Source organism: Microbacterium sp. NIBRBAC000506063 (genome assembly GCF_017968845.1).
Taxonomy (GTDB): Bacteria; Actinomycetota; Actinomycetes; order Actinomycetales; family Microbacteriaceae; genus Microbacterium.
In genome coordinates this window covers 203,303-223,433 of record NZ_CP072877.1, presented here as the reverse complement: position 1 = coordinate 223,433, position 20,131 = coordinate 203,303, and the positions used below count along the sequence as shown (strand labels likewise).

The following is a 20,131-nucleotide window of genomic DNA, read 5'->3' as shown; positions in this document are numbered from 1 at the left end:
CCCGCGCCGATGCCCCCGACATCCGCTCTCCCCTCTCCGAGAACGCGGGGATCGTCCTTCCTGGCCCGAAGGACGATCCTTGCGCGCTCGCTCGGCCGGTAGAATATTCCGACAACCCACACTCAGGCACGCTCACACGGTGCCGCATACATCGCTCAAGGAGACCCATGTCTGACGCGCAGATTCCCGACAAGCCCGCACTCGAAGGTCTCGAAGCGAAGTGGGACTCCGTCTGGAAGGAACAGGGCACCTACCTGTTCGACCGCGACGCCGCTCTGGCCAAGGGCCGCGCGGGCGTCTATTCGATCGACACGCCCCGCCCACGGCATCCGGCTCCCTCCACATCGGCCACGTCTTCAGTTACACGCACACCGACGTGAAGGCCCGATTCGAGCGCATGCGCGGCAAGACCGTGTTCTACCCGATGGGCTGGGACGACAACGGCCTGCCCACCGAGCGCCGCGTGCAGAACTACTACGGCGTGCGCTGCGACACCTCGCTCCCCTACGACCCCGACTTCACGCCGCCCTTCCACGGCGATGCGAAGAGCCTGAAGCCGGCCGATCAGGTGCCGATCAGCCGCCGGAACTTCATCGAGCTCTGCGAAGAGCTCACGATCGAGGACGAGAAGAAGTTCGAGGAGCTCTTCCGCCAGCTCGGCCTGTCGGTGGACTGGACGCAGACCTACCGCACCATCTCCGACGACACGATCCGCACGAGCCAGCTCGCGTTCCTCCGCAACCTCGAGCGCGGCGAGGCCTACCAGGCGCTCGCGCCGACGCTGTGGGACATCGACTTCCGCTCGGCCATCGCCCAGGCCGAGCTCGAGGATCGCGATCAGCAGGCCGCGTTCCACAGGATCGCCTTCCACAAGACCGACGGCTCCGGAGACATCCACATCGAGACGACCCGCCCGAGCTTCTCGCCGCCTGCGTGGCGCTCGTGGCCAACCCCGACGACGAGCGCTACCAGCCGTACTTCGGCAAGACCGTGCGCACCCCGCTCTTCGATGTCGAGGTTCCCGTTCTCGCCCACCACCTCGCGCAGCAGGACAAGGGCACCGGCATCGCGATGATCTGCACCTTCGGCGATGTGACCGACATCGTGTGGTGGCGCGAGCTCGACCTGCCCAACCGCACGATCCTGGGCAAGGACGGCCGCGTGATCGCCGAGGCTCCCGAGGCCCTGGAATCGGATGCCGCGAAGGCCGCCTATGCCGAACTCGCCGGCAAGACGGTGTTCAGCGCCCGCAAGCGCACCGTCGAGCTGCTGGAGGAGTCGGGCGAGCTGCTCGAGGTGTCCAAGCCCTTCCAGCACGCGGTGAAGTTCTACGAGAAGGGCGACCGTCCGCTCGAGATCGTCTCGACGCGGCAGTGGTACCTGCGCAACGGTGCGCGCGACGCCGAACTGCGCGACAAGCTCATCGAGCTCGGGGCCGGCATGTCCTGGCATCCGGACTTCATGCGCGTGCGCTACGAGAACTGGACGAACGGCCTCACCGGCGACTGGCTCGTCTCGCGCCAGCGCTTCTTCGGCGTGGCGATCCCGGTCTGGTACGGACTCGACGAGAACGGTGAACGCGACTACGACCGCGTGATCACGCCGTCACTGGACAGCCTGCCGGTCGACCCGACCATCGACGTGCCGCCGGGTTACACGGAGGAGCAGCGCGGAGTTCCGGGCGGCTTCGATGCCGAGAAGGACATCTTCGACACCTGGGCGACCTCCTCGCTCACCCACAGCTGGTCGGCGGCTGGCAGCGCGATGAGGAGCTGTGGAACCTCGTGGCGCCCTTCGACGTGCGTCCGCAGGGGCAGGACATCATCCGTACCTGGCTCTTCTCGACCATGCTGCGCAGCGCTCTCGAAGACGGACGCGCGCCCTGGACCCACGCGTCGATCTCCGGCTTCATCGTCGATCCCGACCGCAAGAAGATGTCGAAGTCGAAGGGCAATGTGGTGACGCCGTCCGACATCCTCGACGCGCATGGATCGGATGCCGTCCGCTACTGGTCGGCATCCAGCCGCCTCGGCGCCGACGCCGCCTTCGACCCGCAGAACCCGACGCAGGTCAAGATCGGCCGGCGCCTGGCGATCAAGGTCCTCAACGCCGCGAAGTTCGTGCTCTCGTTCCCGGTTCCCGAGGGGCCCAGGTCACGCACGCCCTCGACGCGTCGATGCTCGCGACCCTCGACGGCGTCGTCGGCGAGGCGACGAAGGCCTTCGAGTCGTTCGATCACGCACGTGCGCTCGAGGTCACCGAGTCGTTCTTCTGGACCTTCTGCGACGACTACCTCGAGCTGGTGAAGGAGCGCGCCTACAACCGCGCCGACGTCGGACAGGCCTCTGCGGCGCTCGCCCTGCGCAGCGCGCTGTCGACGCTTCTGCGCCTGCTCGCCCCGTCCTCGCCTTCGCCACCGAGGAGGCGTGGTCGTGGTTCGAGGAGGGCTCGGTGCACGCGGCGTCCTGGCCCGAGCCGCTGGGCATCGAGGGCGACCCGGCGGTGCTCGCCGCCGCGAGCGAGGCGCTCATCGGCATCCGACGCGCCAAGACCGAGGCGAAGGCATCGCAGAAGACCCCGGTCTCGCGTGCGGTGGTCGGCGCTCCCGCCGGAAAGCTCGAGGCTCTCCGGCAGGCGGCCGAAGACCTCAAGGCGGTCGGCCGCATCGCCGACCTGGAGCTCACCGAGGCCGACGAACTCGTCGTGCAGACGATCGAGCTCGCACCCGTCGAGGCGTCCTGATGCAACTGGGGACGCGCTGGCCGGCGGGGCGACTCCGCCGACCAGCGTGCCCGCCGAGCTGCGGGACGCGATCGCCGAGGTGGAACGCACGGTCGGCGACGGCCGTGCCCATTGGACGCTCACCTGGCTCGAAGGGCGCCCGGTCGCCGAGCTCGATGCGGGCTGGGAGGTCCTCCTCGATGCCGCCGGCGAGGTCGTCGCCCGGCCTTGGCAGGACTGAAACCGCGTCTTCTGGGCTGCCCAGCGAAACACCTCAGCGGACGGCGCCCGCCTCCTCCGGCTCGTCGTACCGGGATGCGCTCAAGAGCAGCCGGGCAGCGATCAGTGCGGCCACGAGTGTCACGACCGCGCCGACCAGATAGGGCAGTCGCAGATCGAAGCGGGCGACCCATCCTCCGAGAAGCGTGGCCGCCGCGACGACTCCCCAGGTCACCGACCTGATGATCCCGATCACCCGACCGAACAGCTCGTTCGGCACGATCGCCTGACGCAGCGCGCCCAGGGAACGTTCCACACCGAGACGGCGAAGGCGAGCAGCGCGTAAGCGATGATCGCGGTGACGACCTCCGGAGCGGCCGATAGCGCCAGGAGGGCGACCGCCGCCGTCAGGTTGGCCCAGAGCATGACCCTGCCGCGGCGGAAACGTGTGACCAGAGCAGGTGCGGTCAGTGACCCGATCAACGCCCCGACACCGATCCCGGCCGTGACGAACCCGACCGCGGCCGGAACAACGCCCATCACATCGAGGAAGTAGAGGATCGTCGGCGCCTGCGCGAAGGCGAACGCGCTCCCGACGACGATCGTGAAGAGCACCATCGACCGCAGGAAGCGATGGTTCCACAGGTAGGAGACGGCCTCGCTCGCCGGTGCCTTCGCCCCGGCATCCGGGGTCTTCTCGGGCAGCTCGGGATCGCGGAAGGGCCGTGCAGCCGCGAGCGGGAGCAGGATCGCGAGCGCCACCGGCACGAGGTAGGCGAAGCCTCCGGTCCACAACGGCAGCGCCAGAGCGACCGCGAAGAGCACCCCGCCGATCGGGGTGGCGATGAAGCTGTCGATCGTCACCTGTGCCGCCTGCATGAAGCCGTTCGCCCGGTCCAGGGAACGCCGTTCGACGATCGCCGGGACGATCGCGCTCGTCGCGTTGTCGAAGAGCGTCTCCCCGAGTCCGAACACGAGCGTCCCGATCAGCAGACCCCAGATGCTCAGCTGCCCTGTGACGGTCAGCACGGCGAGCACGAGCGCCGTCCCGGCGCGCAGAGTGTTCGCCGTCGCCATGATCCACCGGCGGTCGAAGCGGTCGACCAGCATCCCGGCGGGAAGACCGAAGATCAGCCACGGCAGGATCGCCACCGCGCCGAAGGCGGAGATCAGGAAGGGATCGCGAGTGAGCGTCGTCGCGATGAGCGGGACCGCCATGCGACCGATGCCATCGGCAAGATTGCTGAACGCCGACGCCGTCCACAGTTTGCCGAAATCGCGACCGAGCGGTGGCTTCACCCGGGCCGCACGCGGCGTCGGTGCCGTGGCGTCGCTCATCGCGGGAGGATCCCGTATGCGCGAGAGCCGAGACGTCGCGGCGACGGGCGTCGACAGCTGATGCGGCGACGCGCAGCGGGCTGCAGCGAAGCTTCGCCGCTGCCCTCATCTGAGCCCGGCGGGAGACGAAACCGGCGATGCTCGCCGAGACATGCAGGAGAGCACGCTCGAAGGTCGTCGGCGGCGCGGGGCAACGGGGAATGGAAAGGGTGGTCATGATTCCTCCTCGAGGTCGGGGAGCGGGAAGACGTCGGCCCGGATCGTGATGGGGCGCACGTCGTCACCGGTCTGGTCGCGGTAGGCGTCGACGGTCTCGTCGATGATCGCCATGATCTTCATGGAGAGCTCCTGGCTCTGCGCGGGCGTCAGTCGGGTCGATGCCGTGGAGATGAGACTGCCCTCGCGCCACTCTTCCTTCTCGGATTCCGCCCGCGAGATGAAGTCCATGAGCTGCTCGTTCCGCTGCCGGAAGAACTCGCTCATGACGAGCTGCATGGCAGCCCGCCGGCGGGCGTCTTCGCCGCATCCGGATTGTTGAACGTCACGCCACCGGCCGGCCTCTCCCACCAGCGCTCCCGGCCCGTGCCACGACCCTCCACCTCGCGGATGAGGTCATGCTTCGCGAGGGCGCGCAGGTGATAGCTCGTCGCACCGCTCGACTCCCCAGGCGCTCGGCGAGGGTGCTCGCCGTCTGCGCACCGTACTGGCTGAGGATGTCGTAGATGCGCACGCGCAGGGGGTGTGCAAGGGCACGCAGTGCCCCGGTGTCGAGGACGCGGTCACGATCATGCCGTGCCGTGACTCTCCTGCGAAGCTCGTCGCTCGATGTCTGATCGTCCATACAGATCACCGTAGCAATGCAACGCTTTCTTTGCAAGTACTTTTTTGCAACCTGGTATTTGCAAAGAAGTCGCGGCATCCCGTACGGCCCTCGACTAGGCTGGCGTGCATGGCGTCTGAGAATCCGCTTCTGAACCCCGTCCTCTCCCTACGCGCTCCCCGATTACGCCGCGATCCGGCCTGATCACTACCTCCCGCATTCGAGGAGGCCTTCGCCGAACATCTCCGTGAGATCTCCGCGATCACGCGGGTGCGCTCCATGCCGACGTTCGAGAACACGATGGTGGCGCTGGAGGCGAGTGGAGAGCTGCTGGATCGTGTGGCCCACGCCTTCTACACCGTCAGCTCGGCGGATGCGACGGACGAGATCCAGGCGGTCGACGAGGCGCTGGCGCCGCTCATGGCCGCGCATCAGGATGCGGTCCGTCTCGATGCGCACCTCTACTGGCGAGTCAAGACGCTCTTCGAGCAGCTGGACGAGCTCGAGCTCACCGCCGAGCAGCGCTATCTCGTGGAGCGCCACTACAAGGAGATGACTCACGCCGGCGCGGCGCTCGACCCTGAGGCGAAAGAGCGGCTCACCGCGCTCAACCAGCGACTGTCGACGCTGAACACGACCTTCGAGAAGAACCTGCTCGCCGACACGAACGACCTCGCAGTCGTCTTCGACTCCGCGAGCGAGCTCGACGGGCTGACCGAGGGCGAGCTGTCGGCAGCCGCCCGCAGCGCCGCAGACCGCGGACTGGACGGCAAGTACCTCATCAGCCTCACGCTCTTCACCGGGCACCCCTACCTCTCCTCCCTGACGAACCGCGAGAGCCGCCGCAGGATCATGGAGGCGTCACGATCCCGCGCCTCCCGCGACAACGAGAACGACAATCGCGCCGTGCTCATCGAGATCGCCACGCTCCGCGCGGAACGTGCGGCGCTGCTCGGCCACGCCTCCCACGCCGCCTATGTGACCTCCGACGAGACGGCGGGCACATCCCAGGCCGTGGAGGACATGCTCCGCCGTCTCGCCGCACCGGCCGCCCGCAATGCGGAGACCGAGCGCGAGGCCCTTCAGGCGATCATCGACGAGACCGAGGCCGAACCCTTCGACCTCGAGGCCCATGACTGGGCGTTCTACACCGAGAAGGTCCGCGCCGCCGGTATGACATCGACACCGCCGCCCTGCGCCCTGGTTCGAGGCGGAGCGGGTGCTGCAGGACGGCGTCTTCTTCGCCGCCACACAGCTCTACGGCGTCACCTTCACCGAGCGTGAGGATCTCGTCTCCTACCACCCGGGAGCACGCGTCTTCGAGATCCACAACGCCGACGGCAGCGCTCTCGGGCTCTACGTGCTCGACCTCTACACGCGCGACTCCAAGCGCGGCGGTGCGTGGATGAACCCGATCGTGAGCCAGTCCGCGCTGCGCGGCACGGCCCCGGTCGTGGTGAACAACCTCAACGTCCCGCAGCCCGGCGAGGGCCAGCCGACGCTGCTGACCTTCGACGAGGTGACCACGCTCTTCCATGAGTTCGGCCATGCGCTTCACGGACTCTTCGCCACGGTCACCTATCCGCACTTCGCCGGGACCAACGTCTTCCGCGACTTCGTGGAGTTCCCCAGCCAGGTCAATGAGATGTGGATCCTCTGGCCGGAGGTGCTCGACAACTACGCCCGCCACTATGAGACCGGGGAACCGCTGCCGGCCGACATCGTGGAGCGGCTGCGCGCCACCGAGACCTTCAACCAGGGCCACGCGACCAGCGAGTATCTGGCCGCGGCCTGGCTGGATCAGGCCTGGCATCGCATCGGCCCCGACGAGAAGGTGTCGGATGCCGCGGAGTTCGAGGCCGCGGCGCTCACCGACATCGGACTGGCCAACCCGGTCGTCCCGACCCGATACTCCTCGACCTACTTCGCGCATGTGTTCTCCGGCGGTTACAGCGCCGGGTACTACTCGTACATCTGGAGCGAGGTGCTCGACGCCGATACGGTGGCCTGGTTCCGGGAGAACGGCGGCCCCACCCGCGAGAACGGCGACCGGTTCCGCGAACGCCTGCTGGGCGTGGGCGGCTCGAAGGACCCTTGGAGGCGTACCGCGACTTCCGCGGGCGCGACGCCGAGGTCGAGCCGCTGCTGAAGCGCCGCGGCCTCGATGGCTGACCGGCTGGAGCCCATCAGACGCTCCTTCGACGAGCGCGCATCGACGTACGACGACAGTGCGATGCATCGGAGACCGGCGGGAGCTGACAGCGGCTGAGAGCGCTTCAGAGCGCTCGCAGAACGATGCCTTCCACGGTCATCACGCGGTCGTAGGCGGGCGCCTCTTCCTCGTTCGACAGGAGCGTCACGGTGAGGTCGTGCTCTGGAACATGCCGGGAGAACGCCGTCATCCCGTGATCGCCGCCGACCGCGGCGACCGTTCCGGCCTTGAGCCATACGCCGAGACCATAGCCGGTGGGCTCATCGTCATCGTCATCCTCATCGTCGTCGTAGATGCCGATGTCCGGGTCACCGGTGCGGTCATCGCCGCGACCAGATCCATCGGCAGCAGCGCACCCGTGTACAGACTCGACCAGAACGCGTGCATATCGGCGACCGTCGTGCGCGCACCGCCGTCACCGACGCCGACGACGGGCACGTGGAAGATGTTGCTCGTGCCGTCCTCCTTGTAACCGACCGCCGACAGCGGTTCGAGTCGGTCGCTGCGCGCGAAGTCGGATGACGTCATCCCGCGGGATCGAACACCCTCTCGGTCATGAGCCGCCCGTAGGGCACGCCCGAGGCGCGTTCAGCGATGATCCCGAGCACGACGAAGCCGCCATTGCAGTACGCCCACTTCTCCCCGCGGGAAAGGCCGTCTCGAAGCCGTCGATGAGGGCACGTAGGCCTCGGCGCAGTCGAGCTGCTGCACCGGGATGGCAAGCGGCGCATACTCGTCGATCTCCTCATCGAGATAGTCGCCGATCCCCGAGCGATGGCTGAGCAGATGCTCGATCGTGACGTCATCGGCGATCAAGCGCAGGTCGTCACCCAGCACCGAGCGGGCGGTGGTGTCGAGGCTCAGGGTGCCCTCGGCGACAAGCGAGAGCATCCCCGCTGCGGTGAAGGTCTTCGCGAAACTGGCAGCCGCGAAGCGGGTGTCGAGCGCATTGGGGACGGCCAGGGAGCGATCGGCGAGCCCTCTGGCCCACCCCGCCACCAGCTCGCCCCGCGATAGGCGGCCAGGACGCCGCTGAAGTCATCGAGGTCGAGCTCGTCGGTGTCGCGCGCATCGATCTTTCCGGCATCCGGTGCAGGGATCATGACGTGAGCATATCCCCGGGCGCGTGACTGCGGTACCCGGCATCGGTTACACCGGCGAGAGGGTGGAGGCGAAGGCGCGTACGCGTTCGGCCATGGCGCCGGGAACCTCTGCGACGGCGAAGTGGCCACCCGTCTGGAGCCGTTCGAACACCCGGATGTCGCGGTAGAAGGACCTGGCGAGGCTCTCCGGGTAGTCGTTCTCGTGCCGTTGGATGTGGATGGAGGCCGGCACCTCGACGGGCGGACTCGGCTCCGAGTCGTCGTCTCCCTCGTAGTAGGGGCGGAACGAGGTTCCGATGCTCTGCGTGATCCAGTAGATCGTGGCTTCGGTGAGGATGCGCTCGCGCGAGAGAGTCCGCTCGATCTCCTCCGGCCGCTCCGTGGGGCTGTCGCCCCATTCGACGAGCTTCTCCGTCACCCAGGCGAGCAGACCCGCCGGCGAATCGTTGAGGGCTGCGGCCAGTGTGTCGGGACGCGTGCCTTGAACGTGCCCGTACGCGCCGTGCGGCCCCTGCCACGCGTCGAGCCGCTCGAAGAACGCGATCTCGTCGGGTGCGGTGAGTTCCTCGCGCTCCTCTCTCGAGGGAAGTGCGCGTGAGTCACGATGACGCCACGGACGGCCTCGGGGTGGGTCGCTGCCAGAAGATCGTTGATGTTCGCCGACACATCCTCTCCATAGGTGAAGTACCGGTCGTAGCCGAGAATGTCGGTGACGAGCGAGTGCATAGTCTCGGCGACACGGCGTTCTGTGAACCTTCCGGTGCGATAAGGCGACGAGAAGGCGAACCCCGGGAGGCTCGGCACAATGACATGGAAGTCCGGCAGCAGGTCGGCGAAGTCCAGTTGCAGGGCGAACGTGTGCGGCCAGCCGTGCATCACCAGAAGCACGGGCGCGTCCGCTCGGGCCGAGCGCAGGTGCACGAAATGGATCGTCGCGTCGTCGATCTCGGCGAGGAACTGGGGATGCGCGTTGAGCCAGCTCTCACGCGCACGCCAGTCGAACTCCTCCCAGGAGGCGACGAGGCGTTCGAGGTAGCCGGCCGTCATGCCGGACAGCGACCGTCGCGGTGAGTCGGGCAGCAATCGCGCTCCGGCGAGCCGGCGACGGAGGTCGCGGAGCACCTCATCCGGGACATGGATCCGGAACGGTTGCGGTGAGGTCATTCGCTGACCGTAGCGCGGACCTCGGACATCCGTGGGCGCGCGGCGTACCGGGCTTCGCTCAGGCGCTCTTGCGTTTGCGCGCCAGCACGATGGTCGGCGGCGCACCCTCGTCGACCGCGGCGCGCGTCACGACGACCTTCGAGACGTCGTCGGCGGACGGGATCTCGAACATGATCGGACCGAGCACGTCTTCGAGGATCGCGCGGAGTCCGCGCGCGCCCGTCTTGCGCTCGACGGCGAGATCGGCGATCGATCGCAGTGCGTCGTCCTCGAACTCCAGCTGCACGCCGTCGAGCTCGAACATGCGCTGATACTGCTTGACGAGCGCGTTCTTGGGACCGGTGAGGATGTCGATGAGCGCCTCCTGATCCAGGGGCGTCACCGAGGCCACGACCGGCAGGCGTCCGATGAACTCGGGATCAGGCCGAACTTGTGGAGGTCTTCGGGGAGGACCTCGCTAAACAGGTCGAGGTCGTTGCTCTTGTCGTGCAGCGGAGCGCCGAAGCCGATGCCGTGCTTGCCCACGCGCGAGGAGACGATGTCTTCCAGCCCGGCGAAGGCTCCGGCGACGATGAACAGGACGTTGGTCGTGTCGATCTGCAGGAAGTCCTGGTGCGGATGCTTGCGGCCGCCCTGCGGCGGCACGGACGCGACCGTGCCCTCCAGAATCTTCAGGAGCGCCTGCTGCACGCCTTCGCCGGAGACGTCGCGCGTGATCGAGGGGTTCTCGGCCTTGCGGGCGATCTTGTCGACCTCGTCGATGTAGATGATGCCCTGCTCGGCGCGCTTGACGTCGTAGTCGGCCGCCTGGATCAGCTTGAGGAGGATGTTCTCGACGTCTTCGCCGACGTAGCCGGCCTCGGTCAGGGCCGTCGCATCCGCCACCGCGAAGGGGACGTTGAGTCGCTTGGCGAGCGTCTGGGCGAGATATGTCTTGCCGCAGCCGGTGGGCCCGATGAGCAGGATGTTGCTCTTGGCGATCTCGATCTCTTCGGCCTTCTGCTCGGCCGGCTGCAGCGTGCCGTGGGCGCGCACGCGCTTGTAGTGGTTGTAGACCGCGACTGAGAGCGCCCGCTTGGCCGCATCCTGGCCGACGACGTACTCCTCGAGGAAGGCGAAGATCTCCCGCGGCTTGGGCAGATCGAACTCCGCCACGGTGCCCGACGAGGACTCGGCCATGCGTTCTTCGATGATCTCGTTGCACAGCTCGACGCACTCGTCGCAGATGTACACACCCGGACCTGCGATGAGCTGCTGCACCTGCTTCTGGCTCTTTCCGCAGAACGAGCACTTGAACAGGTCGGCGCTTTCACCGATACGTGCCATGCGTGCCCTCCTCGAGGCCTTCCTGAGATGCTCCTCCGAGCCTAACCGCTGGCCCGGACACTGCGCGGCATTGGCGCGACATATGGGGAAAACCACGCCCTGACACGACGGATGCCCCGGCCCAGTGGCCGAGGCATCCGTTCTTGGCTCCTTCGATCAGGAAGCGCGCTTGCGCGTCGTGAGCACCTGATCGACGATGCCGTAGTCGAGCGCCTCCTGTGCGGAGAGGATGTTGTCGCGGTCGATGTCGCGGTTGACCTCTTCGGCGCTCTTCTTCGTGTGCGCCGCGAGGGTCTCCTCCAGCCATGTGCGCATCCGCAGGATCTCCGCCGCCTGGATCTCGATGTCGGAGGCCTGACCGTGCCCTGCCTCGCCCATCGCGGGCTGGTGGATGAGGATGCGTGCGTTCGGCAGCGCCAGACGCTTGCCGGGGGCGCCGGCGGCCAGCAGCACGGCCGCGGCGGAGGCCGCCTGACCGAGCACGACCGTCTGGATGTGCGGCGAGACGTACTGCATGGTGTCGTAGATCGCCGTCATCGCGGTGAAGGATCCGCCGGGAGAGTTGATGTACATCGTGATGTCGCGCTCGGCGTCCTGGCTCTCCAGAACCAGGAGCTGAGCCATCACGTCGTCGGCCGAGGCGTCGTCGACCTGCACGCCCAGGAAGATCACGCGGTCTTCGAAGAGCTTGTTGTACGGGTCCTGGCGCTTGAAGCCGTACGCGGTGCGCTCCTCGAACTGCGGGAGGATGTAGCGGCTCGAGGGCAGGTTGCCGGCGGCACGGAATGTCGGGGTGTACATGGGTGTCCTTTCGATTCCGTTACTTCGAGTCCGGCGCGGTTCCGCCGCCGCCCGAGACGTCGGTCGCGTGCTCGCGGATGTGGTCGACGAAGCCGTACTCGAGCGCCTCCTCCGCCGAGAACCAGCGATCGCGATCGCCGTCCTCGTTGATCTGCTCGACCGACTTGCCGGTCTGGGCCGCGGTGATCTCGGCGAGGCGCTTCTTCATGTCGAGGATGAGCTGCGCCTGCGTCTGGATGTCGCTCGCGGTTCCACCGAAGCCGCCGTGCGGCTGGTGCAGCAGCACGCGGGCGTTCGGCGTGATGTAGCGCTTGCCCTTCGTGCCGCTGGTGAGCAGCAGCTGCCCCATGGACGCGGCCATGCCGATGCCGACCGTGACGATGTCGTTCGGGACGAACTGCATCGTGTCGTAGATCGCCATACCCGCCGTGATCGACCCGCCGGGCGAGTTGATGTACAGGTAGATGTCCTTCTCCGAGTCCTCTGCGGCGAGAAGAAGGATCTTCGCGCAGATCTCGTTGGCGTTCTCGTCGCGCACCTCTGAGCCGAGCCAGATGATGCGGTCCTTCAGCAGCCTGTCGAAGACACTCGTCGCAACGAGGGTTCTGCAGCCATGTGCGCTCCTGTTTGTCGTGTTCGGTGATTCGAATCTACCGGCGAGAACGTCGCCCTCAGGTCGTGTTCGCCGTCGGCATATCAGCGGGGACGGAAACGGGGACGGATGCGGCGCGCACCCGTCCCGTTCCCTCGAGGATTACTCGGCCTTCTTGGCCGAAGCATTCTTCGCGGCCGGCTTCTTGGCCGCGGTCTTCTTCGCGGGCTTCTCCTCCGCGGCGACCTCCTCGACGGGCGCGTCTGCGGCATCCGCCTGCTCGTCCTCATCGGTCACGCCGATGAAACCGGAGAGATCCACGGACTTGCCGTTGCTGTCGACGACCTTCACCTTGCCGAGCGCGACGGCGAGAGCCTTGTTGCGGGCGACCTCGCCGACGAGAGCCGGGAGCTGGTTCGAGGCCTGCAGCGCCTCGACGAACTCCTGCGGGGCCATGCCGTACTGTGCGGCCGACTGGATGAGGTACTGGCTCAGCTCGTCCTGCGAGACCTCCACCTTGGCGTCCTCGGCAATGGTGTCCAGCAACACCTGGGTGCGGAACTGCTTCTCGCTCGCCTCCGTGACCTCGGCGCGGTGCTCGTCGTCGTCCAGACGCCCCTCGGACTCGAGGTGGCTGTGCACCTCGTCCTCGACGAGCTGCGCCGGCACGGGGATCTCGATGCGCTCGAGCAGCGCCTCGACGAGCTTGTCGCGAGCGGCGGCGCCCTGGGTGAAGACGCCCTGCTCGCCCACGCGCTCGGCGAGGCTGGCACGCAGCTCGGCGATCGTGTCGAACTCGCTGGCGATCTGGGCGAAGTCGTCGTCGGCCTCCGGGAGCTCGCGCTCCTTGACGGCCTTGACGCTCACCGCGACCTCGGCCTCGGAACCGGCGTGGTCGCCGCCGATGAGCGTCGAGCGGAAGGTCGTGTCCTCACCCGCGGTGAGCGAGTCGATCGCCTCGTCGATGCCCTCGAGCAGCTCGCCGGAGCCGACCTCGTAGGAGACGCCCTCAGCACGGTCGATCTCGGTGCCGTCGATCGTGGCGACGAGGTCGAGCTCGACGAAGTCGCCGGTCGCGACCGGACGGTCGACCGGGATCAGCGTGCCGAAACGGCCGCGCAGACGGTCGAGCTCGGCATCGATGGCGTCGTCGTCGGTCTCGACGGCGTCGACCGTGAGCGTGATGTCGTCGTAGGCGGGAAGCTCGATCTCGGGGCGCACGTCGACCTCGACGTCGACGAGCAGGTCGCCCGAGAAGTCCTTCTCGTTGGGCCACTGGGTGATGTCGGCAGCAGGACGGCCGACGGGGCGCAGCTCGTTCTCGCTGACCGCCTGACGGAAGAAGCCGTCGAGGCCCTCGTTGACGGCGTGCTCGATGACGGCGCCGCGACCGATGCGCTGGTCGATGATGGGAGCGGGGACCTTGCCCTTGCGGAAGCCGGGGATCTGCACGTCCTGAGCGATGTGCTCGTAGGCGTGCTCGATGCTGGGCTTGAGGTCTTCGGGTGTGACCGTGATGCTGATCTTGACCCGGGTGGGCGACAGCTTCTCGACGGTGCTCGTAGCCATACTCGTCTGTTCTCCTTGTGCTTTCCGCGCACATGCGCGGTCGTGAGGTCCTGGTCTGTTCTGAAGTCTTTGTGGTGTGTGTCGGGGCTTGGGGTGGCGCCCGACCCCTCGGGTCGGGCTTTCGTCACTTACCAGGGGCGATTCCCCAGGCATCTCCTCCACACGTCGCATGCGCGACGCGCGGAGCCACGGATGCTGGGGCCCGCCTGACTGCCGCGAGTAGTGAGCAACCCGATCCAAGGATCGGATTTCTCACTACGTCGGGGCGACAGGATTTGAACCTGCGACTTCCCGCTCCCAAAGCGGGCGCTCTACCAAGCTGAGCTACGCCCCGGTAATACCCGCGCACGCGGGAACGGCCCCAAGAAGTCTAACGGACGGGAGCACGCTGTTCTGTCCGCTACAATCGAACAGCCGGTTCCGTGTGGTCACCGGCCCCCGATTCGGGGATGTAGCTCAATGGTAGAGCCTCAGTCTTCCAAACTGATGGTGCGGGTTCGATTCCCGTCATCCCCTCCACTTCTCCTCCGGAGAACAGATCGTCGTGGGAGATTCGGTGAACGATACGGACCGCTCTGGCGGGCATCTGCTCCCCCTCTCCTTCTCCGGCGTCGCGACGACGGATGCCGCGGCACCGCCTGCCCGCATCCGACCGCGGCGACGCGGACTCTGGATCACCGTCGCAGCCGTGCCGATTCTGGCCGGGCTCATCGGCGGCGGACACCTGTGGGCCAATCTGCAGTATGACGAGGCGGCGGCGGCGTTCTCCGCCTCCGCATCCGAGACGATCTCCCTGCACCGCGATCTGGAACGCTTCCTCCGCGAGAGCGACGGCGTGCTCGACGCCGCTGCGCTCATCTCCGAGGCCGACAGCGGGCTGCTCACCACCGCCGCGGTGCGCGAGGCCTTCGAGTCGGCGCTCGACGACACCGGTGCCAGGTTCTCGGACGCGGCGGATGCGGCTTCCGTGCCGCTCCCCGCACCCCGGAGAAGCCGGTCTGGACCTGGGAGCTCCTCGCCGGCGCCGGCGCGCTCGAGGAGGCGACGGTGGCGACGCGGGAGCACACAGGGGCGCTGGACGCGGCCGGGGAATCGATGGAGCTCAGCCTCCAGGTGCTCGATGAGGCGACCGAGGACCTGTTCGACGCCGCGGCCGATGCCGCCGAGGAGGTCGAAGAGGCGCACCCGTCGGCCCTGAACACCGACATCATCGACTTACGCCTCGCGCGCGACCACGTTCTCGCGCAGCCTTCACGCCCGGATGCCGAGACGGCCGATGCCTTCGCCGGGCTCGACGACGCCGCATCCGCCGTCGTCGCCTCGCACGAGAAGATCCTCGCGTCGAAGGCCGGCCCTCTGTTGAACAGACGCCTCCAGGTCGAGGAGTTCGCCCGATCGATCGCCGGCGGTGTCCTCCTCGACTTCGAATGGGACCGCATCGTCAACGGACGCGGACTCGGCGGCAGTGCCGGAGGACTGGCGACGTGGAACGCCGGTCACGGCGGGTTCTCCACCATCACGCTGTCCAACTCCGTGGCCGAGCACTGGCCGTCGGCCGTCATGCGGGCTCTCGTCGCCCACGAGGTCGGGCACGCGATCTCGGCGAAGTGCTACGAGATGTTCGACTGGGAGGACCGCGACGCGAACGAGGAGTGGGCGACGGCCTGGGCGATCAGCCAGGGGCACACGGCCGACGGCAACGGGGTGTCGCTCTACGGGTACCCGCGACAGGAGATCATCGACAAGGCGAAGACCTGCCGCTGAGTCGGCGGCAGGTCTTGCGCAGTGGTCTTGCGGGTGCGACGGTCAGCTCTGGCCGCGACGCTCCCGGCGCTGACGCAGGGCGTCTTCGAGGAGCTCCTCGGCCTCGTCCTCCGTGCGACGCTCCTTCACATAGGCGAGGTGCGTCTTGTAGGGCTCGTTCTTGGCGAGCTCCGGGGGGTTCTCCTTGTCGCGGCCGGCCGGGAGGCCCGACTGCGGGTGGTCGATCGTCTCCGGGATCTCCTCGTCAGGCAGCCCTGCCGCGAAGTAGCGGACCGTCTCGTTGCCGAGCGCATCCCAGTAGGAGACGGCGATGCGGTCGGCGTGGAAGCCGTGATCCTGCTCGCCCATCGGCCCCGAGCCCACTCGGGTGCCGCGAATAGCGTTGCCGCCGGTCACCATTTACATCACCTGGAATTTCGTGATCAGTCCGAGCGCGACGATCGACAGGAACCACAGAAGCGCGAGCACCACGGTGAAGCGGTTGAGGTTGCGCTCTGCGAGCCCGGACGAGCCGACGGCGGAGGTCATGCCACCGCCGAACATGTCGGACAAGCCGCCACCGCGGCCCTTGTGCAGGAGGATGAGGAGAGTCAGCAGGATGCTGGTGATGCCCAGCACGACCTGCAGGACGAACTCGAGAATTTCCACGAAGTTTGAAGCCTTTCGCTGGGACGGAGGTCCGCGTAACCACCAATTATAGGTGGTTGCGCGAACCTCCCCGTCGGTGTCAGACGCCGACGTGCTTCTCGAAACGGATGATGGCGGCGAACTCGTTCGCGTCGAGGCTCGCCCCGCCGACGAGCGCGCCGTCGACATCCGGCTCTCGCATGAAGCTGGCGATGTTCGCGGATTTTACCGAACCGCCGTAGAGGATGCGCGTGCGCGCCGCGGCCTCGTCGCCGAGCACCTTGGCGATCACACCGCGCAGCGCCGCGCAGACGTCCTGCGCCTGCTGCGGGGTCGCGGCCTGGCCCGAGCCGATCGCCCAGACCGGCTCATAGGCGACGACGATGTCGGCGGATGCCGGAACACCCTCCAGTGCCGCCTCCAACTGCGACACGGGCACCGCGCTGGCTCCGTGCTCCTCGAGATCCGCCGCCGTCTCACCGACGCAGATCACCGGGACGAGCCCGTGCTTGAGCGCGGCCTTGACCTTGGCGGCGACGACCGCATCCGACTCGGCGTGGTACTCGCGCCGCTCGGAGTGCCCGATGATCACGTACGTCGCGTCGAGCTTGGCGAGGAACGCCCCCGACACCTCGCCCGTGTAGGCGCCGGAGTCGTGCACGGAGAGGTCCTGCGCGCCCAGCGCGAAGGGGATCTTGTCGGCGTCGATGAGCGTCTGGACGCTGCGGATGTCGGTGAACGGCGGGAACACCGCCGTCTCGACGCTCTCGCTCTCGTGCTTGGCGTCCTTGAGCGTCCAGTGCAGTTTCTGCACGAACGCGACCGCCTGCAGGTGGTCGAGGTTCATCTTCCAGTTGCCCGCGATGAGCGGGGTGCGCGCTGCTACTGCCATCCGAGTACCTCCAGGCCGGGAAGCCGTTTGCCCTCGAGGAACTCGAGGCTGGCGCCCCGCCCGTCGAGATGTGTCCGAACTGATCATCCGCGAAACCGAGCTGGCGCACGGCCGCCGCGGAATCGCCGCCGCCGACGACGCCGAGGCCGTCGACCTCGGTGAGCGCCCCGGCGACGGCCTTGGTGCCCGCCGCGAAAGCCGGGAACTCGAACACGCCCATCGGGCCGTTCCAGAACACCGTGCGCGATGCGCGGATCGCCTTCGCGAAGACGGCCGCCGTGTCGGGGCCGATGTCGAGACCGATGCCCGAGGCGCCGAAGGCGGTGTCCTCGATGGCGTCGGATGCCGCGACCTCATGGGCGGCGTCGGCGGAGAAGGACGCCGCCACGACGACATCCGTCGGAAGCACGATCTCGACGCCGCGCTCTGCGGCATCCGACAGGTATCCGCGCACGGTGTCGAGCTGGTCCGTCTCCAACAGGCTCGAGGCGACCTTGTGCCCTGCGCCGCGAGGAACGTGAAGAGCATCCCGCCGCCGATGAGAAGCCGGTCCACGCGCGGCAGCAGGTGCGAGATCACGCCCAGCTTGTCGCTGACCTTCGATCCGCCCAGCACCACGGTGTAAGGGCGTTCGGGGTTCTCGGTGAGCCGGTCGAGCACATCGAGCTCGGCGGCGATCAGCAGGCCCGCCGCAGAGGGCAGCAGCTCTGCCAGCTCGTACACGCTCGCCTGACGACGGTGCACGACGCCGAAGCCGTCCGAGACGAAGGCGTCGCCGAGTGCGGCGAGCTCCTCGGCGAAGGCGCGGCGCTCCGCGTCGTCCTTCGAGGTCTCGCCCGGGTTGAACCGGAGGTTCTCCACGACGACGACACCCCCGTCCTCCAGGGACTCGACCGCGGCCTGCGCCGACTCGCCCGCGGTGTCGCGCGCGAACACGACCGGCTTGCCGAGGAGCTCGGAGAGCCGCTGGGCCACGGGCGCCAGGCTGTACTGCGGATCGGGCGCGCCGTCCGGCCGCCCGAGGTGCGAGCAGACGATGACGCGAGCGCCCTGGTTGATCAGGGCGTTCAGGGTCGGCAGCGACGCGCGCACGCGACCATCGTCGGTGATGACCCCGTCCCGCAGAGGGACGTTGAGGTCACACCGGACGATGACGCGCTTGCCGTCGAGCGACCCCAGAGAATCGAGGGTGCGCAGAGTCATGGTGCGAGCTTACAGGCGCTCGGCGACGTACTCGGTGAGGTCGACGAGACGGTTGGAGTAGCCCACTCGTTGTCGTACCAGCTGGAGAGCTTCACCTGGTTGCCGATGACGCGCAGCAGACCCGCGTCGAAGATCGACGAGTGCGGGTCGGTGACGATGTCGCTGGAGACGATCTCGTCCTCGGTGTACTTCAGGATGCCCTTGAGCGGCCCCTCGGCGGCGGCCTTGTACACGGCCTTGACCTCGTCGACGGTCACCTCGCGAGAGGTGGTGACGGTCAGGTCGGTGATCGAGCCGGTGGGAACAGGGACGCGCAGCGCGAATCCGTCGAGCTTGCCCTTGAGCTCCGGCAGCACGAGACCGATGGCCTTGGCGGCACCCGTCGAGGTGGGGACGATGTTGACCGCGGCGGCACGGGCGCGACGCAGGTCGCCGTGCGGGCCGTCCTGCAGGTTCTGATCGGCCGTGTACGCGTGGACCGTCGTCATCAGACCCGTCTCGATGCCGAAGGCGTCGTTGAAAACCTTCGCGAGGGGCGCGAGACAGTTCGTCGTGCACGAGGCATTGGAGATGATGTGGTCGGTCTCCGGGTTGTAGGTGTCCTCGTTCACGCCGATGACGATCGTGGCGTCGTCGCCGGTGGCGGGCGCCGAGATGAGCACCTTCTTGGCGCCGGCCTCGAGGTGCTTCTTCGCGAGCTCCGCCTTGGTGAAGAAGCCCGTCGACTCGATCACGATGTCCACGCCCAGCTCACCCCAGGGGAGGTTCGCGGGGTCGCGCTCGGCAAAGGCCTTGATCTCCTTGCCGTTGACGGTGATGCTGTCGTCGTCGTACGACACCTCTGCATCCAGACGACCCGTGATCGAGTCGTACTTCAGCAGGTGCGCGAGGGTCTTGTTGTCGGTGAGGTCGTTGACCGCGACGATCTCCAGGTCCGCTCCCTGCGCGAGGGCGGCGCGGAAGTAGTTGCGTCCGATGCGGCCGAAGCCGTTGATGCCGATCTTTACAGACACTCAGGTCTCCTGTTTCGTCAAGCGCTTGCGCGCTGTGTGAGGGGATAAAAACAGAAGGCGTCCCGACGAGACAACTCCGTCGGGACGCCCGGTTCAGATTATGACGTTACCAGCAGACCTGCCGCCTTCACACGAGCGTTACCGAACCGCTCCTGCACGTTCGCCCAGTTGGCGATGTTCCAGAACGCCTTCACGTAGTCGGCGCGCACGTTCTTGTAGTCGAGGTAGTACGCGTGCTCCCAGACGTCCAGGAGCAGGAGCGGCACGGTGCCGGCCGCGAACTGCGACTGCTGGTCGAAGAACTGCTGGATGATGAGGTTCTCACCGATCGAGTCCCAGAAGAGACCGGCCCAGCCCGAGCCCTGCACGCCCAGAGCCGCAGCGGTGAAGTGGGCCTGGAAGGCGTCGAAGGAGCCGAAGTGGTCGGCGATGGCGGCCTCGAGGTCGCCGGTGGGCTTGTCGCCGCCCTCGGGCGAGAGGTTGGTCCAGAAGATGGAGTGGTTGGTGTGCCCGCCAAGGTTGAAGGCGAGGTCCTTCTCGAGCTTGTTGATGTTCGCGAAGTCGCCCTTGGCGCGGGCCTCGGCGAGCTGCTCGAGAGCGGTGTTCGCACCGGTCACATACGCCTGGTGGTGCTTGCTGTGATGCAGCTCCATGATCTCGCCGCTGATGTGCGGTGCGAGAGCGCCGTAGTCGTAGGACAGTTCGGGGAGCGTGTAATTCGCCATTTCTCTCTCATCCAATCCGCGCCGCGCCGCGGCGCCTGCCGA

At 67.3% G+C, this 20,131-nt stretch carries 19 protein-coding genes, 2 tRNA genes and 5 pseudogenes; 6 read left to right on the top strand and 20 right to left on the bottom strand.

Going from position 1 to position 20,131, the window contains the following annotated elements:
• Window positions 1-167 precede the first annotated feature (167 nt).
• Together valS and KAE78_RS15710 are read left to right on the top strand one after the other, a co-directional pair.
• Window positions 168-2,742 (top strand): annotated as a pseudogene (gene valS / locus KAE78_RS15715) (valine--tRNA ligase).
• A gap of 46 nt (window positions 2,743-2,788) precedes the next feature.
• Window positions 2,789-2,962, top strand: a complete 174-nt coding sequence (locus KAE78_RS15710) for a hypothetical protein (RefSeq protein ID WP_223172808.1) — start codon at window positions 2,789-2,791, stop codon at window positions 2,960-2,962.
• 33 nt (window positions 2,963-2,995) lie between these two features.
• On the opposite strand, the gene KAE78_RS15705 is transcribed toward KAE78_RS15710, so the two are convergent.
• The 3 genes from KAE78_RS15705 to KAE78_RS19045 all read right to left on the bottom strand — a co-directional run bounded on the left by KAE78_RS15705 (window position 2,996) and on the right by KAE78_RS19045 (window position 4,761).
• Window positions 2,996-3,196, bottom strand: coding sequence for a hypothetical protein (locus KAE78_RS15705; RefSeq protein WP_223172807.1), 201 nt, complete (start codon window positions 3,194-3,196; stop codon window positions 2,996-2,998).
• Window positions 3,193-4,278, bottom strand: a complete 1,086-nt coding sequence (locus KAE78_RS15700) for an MFS transporter (protein ID WP_223172806.1) — start codon at window positions 4,276-4,278, stop codon at window positions 3,193-3,195. Before KAE78_RS15700 ends, KAE78_RS15705 begins: the two co-directional genes overlap by 4 nt.
• A gap of 213 nt (window positions 4,279-4,491) precedes the next feature.
• Window positions 4,492-4,761 (bottom strand): hypothetical protein, encoded by a 270-nt coding sequence (locus tag KAE78_RS19045; protein ID WP_317451968.1) that lies wholly within the window; start codon window positions 4,759-4,761, stop codon window positions 4,492-4,494.
• A gap of 466 nt (window positions 4,762-5,227) precedes the next feature.
• Here KAE78_RS19045 and KAE78_RS15690 point away from each other — a divergent pair.
• Window positions 5,228-7,270, top strand: a pseudogene (locus tag KAE78_RS15690) (M3 family metallopeptidase).
• A 104-nt stretch (window positions 7,271-7,374) separates the two neighbouring features.
• On the opposite strand, the gene KAE78_RS18065 reads toward KAE78_RS15690, so the two are convergent.
• The 11 genes and pseudogenes from KAE78_RS18065 to KAE78_RS15645 form a co-directional block, all read right to left on the bottom strand.
• Window positions 7,375-7,500, bottom strand: a complete 126-nt coding sequence (locus KAE78_RS18065; RefSeq protein ID WP_262927910.1) for a hypothetical protein — start codon at window positions 7,498-7,500, stop codon at window positions 7,375-7,377.
• Window positions 7,497-7,838 (bottom strand): hypothetical protein, encoded by a 342-nt coding sequence (locus KAE78_RS15685; protein ID WP_223172805.1) that lies wholly within the window; start codon window positions 7,836-7,838, stop codon window positions 7,497-7,499. The genes KAE78_RS18065 and KAE78_RS15685 overlap by 4 nt, the downstream gene beginning before the upstream one ends.
• The gene (locus tag KAE78_RS20055) at window positions 7,835-7,918 is read right to left on the bottom strand and encodes a hypothetical protein (protein WP_411156044.1); all 84 of its coding nucleotides are present in this window, start codon (window positions 7,916-7,918) and stop codon (window positions 7,835-7,837) included. The genes KAE78_RS15685 and KAE78_RS20055 overlap by 4 nt, the downstream gene beginning before the upstream one ends.
• A complete protein-coding gene (locus tag KAE78_RS15680) occupies window positions 7,899-8,309 on the bottom strand; it encodes a serine hydrolase (RefSeq protein ID WP_262927909.1) in 411 nt (136 codons plus the stop codon). The genes KAE78_RS20055 and KAE78_RS15680 overlap by 20 nt, the downstream gene beginning before the upstream one ends.
• A 150-nt stretch (window positions 8,310-8,459) precedes the next feature.
• Window positions 8,460-8,831 (bottom strand): hypothetical protein, encoded by a 372-nt coding sequence (locus KAE78_RS15675; RefSeq protein WP_223172804.1) that lies wholly within the window; start codon window positions 8,829-8,831, stop codon window positions 8,460-8,462.
• Entirely contained in the window at window positions 8,828-9,577 is a 750-nt protein-coding gene (locus KAE78_RS15670; protein ID WP_223172803.1) for an epoxide hydrolase family protein, read from the bottom strand. Before KAE78_RS15670 ends, KAE78_RS15675 begins: the two co-directional genes overlap by 4 nt.
• A gap of 58 nt (window positions 9,578-9,635) precedes the next feature.
• A pseudogene (gene clpX / locus KAE78_RS15665) lies at window positions 9,636-10,903 on the bottom strand (ATP-dependent Clp protease ATP-binding subunit ClpX).
• Window positions 10,904-11,059: 156 nt separating this feature from the next.
• Entirely contained in the window at window positions 11,060-11,704 is a 645-nt protein-coding gene (locus KAE78_RS15660; RefSeq protein WP_223172802.1) for an ATP-dependent Clp protease proteolytic subunit, read from the bottom strand.
• Between the two features lie 19 nt (window positions 11,705-11,723).
• Window positions 11,724-12,278 (bottom strand): ATP-dependent Clp protease proteolytic subunit, encoded by a 555-nt coding sequence (locus KAE78_RS15655; RefSeq protein WP_223172818.1) that lies wholly within the window; start codon window positions 12,276-12,278, stop codon window positions 11,724-11,726.
• Between the two features lie 180 nt (window positions 12,279-12,458).
• Entirely contained in the window at window positions 12,459-13,865 is a 1,407-nt protein-coding gene (tig, locus tag KAE78_RS15650; RefSeq protein WP_223172801.1) for a trigger factor, read from the bottom strand.
• A gap of 260 nt (window positions 13,866-14,125) precedes the next feature.
• Window positions 14,126-14,199, bottom strand: a tRNA-Pro gene (locus KAE78_RS15645).
• Window positions 14,200-14,310: 111 nt separating this feature from the next.
• Here KAE78_RS15645 and KAE78_RS15640 point away from each other — a divergent pair.
• From KAE78_RS15640 to KAE78_RS15630, 3 genes are all read left to right on the top strand, one after another.
• Window positions 14,311-14,384 (top strand) — tRNA-Gly (locus KAE78_RS15640).
• Window positions 14,385-14,421: 37 nt separating this feature from the next.
• Window positions 14,422-15,063 (top strand): hypothetical protein, encoded by a 642-nt coding sequence (locus tag KAE78_RS15635; protein ID WP_223172800.1) that lies wholly within the window; start codon window positions 14,422-14,424, stop codon window positions 15,061-15,063.
• Window positions 14,961-15,629: a hypothetical protein gene (locus KAE78_RS15630; RefSeq protein ID WP_223172799.1), complete on the top strand. Its 669-nt coding sequence runs from the start codon at window positions 14,961-14,963 to the stop codon at window positions 15,627-15,629. Before KAE78_RS15635 ends, KAE78_RS15630 begins: the two co-directional genes overlap by 103 nt.
• Before the next feature lie 42 nt (window positions 15,630-15,671).
• On the opposite strand, the gene KAE78_RS15625 is transcribed toward KAE78_RS15630, so the two are convergent.
• The 6 genes and pseudogenes from KAE78_RS15625 to KAE78_RS15600 form a co-directional block, all read right to left on the bottom strand.
• Complete coding sequence (locus KAE78_RS15625) at window positions 15,672-16,028, bottom strand: RNA polymerase-binding protein RbpA (RefSeq protein ID WP_223172798.1); 357 nt, start codon at window positions 16,026-16,028, stop codon at window positions 15,672-15,674.
• On the bottom strand, window positions 16,029-16,277 hold the full coding sequence (gene secG / locus KAE78_RS15620) for a preprotein translocase subunit SecG (RefSeq protein WP_223172797.1): 249 nt from the start codon (window positions 16,275-16,277) through the stop codon (window positions 16,029-16,031).
• Window positions 16,278-16,356: 79 nt separating this feature from the next.
• A complete protein-coding gene (tpiA, locus tag KAE78_RS15615; protein ID WP_223172796.1) occupies window positions 16,357-17,148 on the bottom strand; it encodes a triose-phosphate isomerase in 792 nt (263 codons plus the stop codon).
• Window positions 17,139-18,351, bottom strand: a pseudogene (locus KAE78_RS15610) (phosphoglycerate kinase). The gene tpiA and the pseudogene KAE78_RS15610 overlap by 10 nt, the downstream one beginning before the upstream one ends.
• Before the next feature lie 9 nt (window positions 18,352-18,360).
• Window positions 18,361-19,364: pseudogene (gene gap / locus KAE78_RS15605) on the bottom strand (type I glyceraldehyde-3-phosphate dehydrogenase).
• A 98-nt stretch (window positions 19,365-19,462) separates the two neighbouring features.
• Window positions 19,463-20,089, bottom strand: a complete 627-nt coding sequence (locus KAE78_RS15600; protein ID WP_223172795.1) for a superoxide dismutase — start codon at window positions 20,087-20,089, stop codon at window positions 19,463-19,465.
• Window positions 20,090-20,131: the final 42 nt, after the last annotated feature.